Genomic DNA, 932 nt, shown 5'->3' on the forward strand with positions numbered 1-932 from the left:
TAAACTGACTGGCGAATGTATGGCGATTCATAGACCTCTGCCACACTGATTTTCTTCACATTCCACCAACGTTCCGCAACGAGCTGGAAAGTATTGGTTTTGGCTTCAAGCGAACTACGCAGTTGTTCTTGCTGATGTTCCTGAGGATCGATTTGTTTCGCAAGGAGAGAACGTGATTCTGCCCGATAGCTTCGCGCATCGGCAAGCGTAACTGACGGGTAGGGTCCAATACTCTTTTTCGCTCGTTTCTTGGTAATGGGGCGAATGTAGCGAAATTGCCAGATTTTACTCCCGCTGGATTTGATCAGTAGCTCAAGGCCATCGCCATCATAGAGCACATAGTCCGCTTCCTTGGGTTTGGCAGATTCGATTTCCTTAACGGAGAGAGGTTTAGTTTGTCTTGCCATTGCCGGGTTTCCATAGTTTTAGGCACCTCAAAAACAATAAAGCTTTATGAGGTGCCTAACAAGGTGCCTAAAAGGTTCGGATTTAATTAGTTCCCTTCGGACTTCGCGGGACAAATTGAGGGCACAAAAAAGCCCGCAGGGCTTGCGCCGTGCGGGCTCTTAGGACTTCATCGGATGACTCTGGTAATCACCGATGGAGAATTTTGGTGGAGCTGGCGGGAGTTGAACCCGCGTCCGAAATTTCTACATCCTCGGTACTACATGCTTAGTTTGTCTTTACATTCGCACGCCAGCTGCGGACAGACACGCCACTAACGAACTAGCCTGATTAGTTTTAGCACTTCAACCCCAGGCAGGGCATCCGCGCGATCTCTTTTGGGTTTGACCTCTCTTGATCCCCGTCTTAAGAGCGGAAGCTAGGGAGAGAGGGCTCTTAGCAGGTTATTAAGCTGCTAAAGCGTAGTTTTCGTCGTTTGCGACTATTTTTTTGCGGCTTTTTACGAGGCAAACCGCCCCTCGGCATGC

The 932-nt window shown here is 49.1% G+C and carries 1 protein-coding gene and 1 other RNA gene; both read right to left on the reverse strand.

Translation table 11 applies throughout. The features are described 5' to 3' along the window. On the reverse strand, window positions 1-407 hold a 407-nt coding region (locus QMM04_RS22730), incomplete at its 3' end, for an integrase arm-type DNA-binding domain-containing protein (RefSeq protein WP_282997137.1). 204 nt (window positions 408-611) lie between these two features. Continuing rightward, window positions 612-932: a transfer-messenger RNA gene (ssrA, locus tag QMM04_RS22735) on the reverse strand; the annotation flags it as partial.

Source organism: Pantoea sp. Pa-EAmG (genome assembly GCF_030024295.1).
GTDB classification, from domain to species: domain Bacteria; phylum Pseudomonadota; class Gammaproteobacteria; order Enterobacterales; family Enterobacteriaceae; genus Pantoea; species Pantoea dispersa.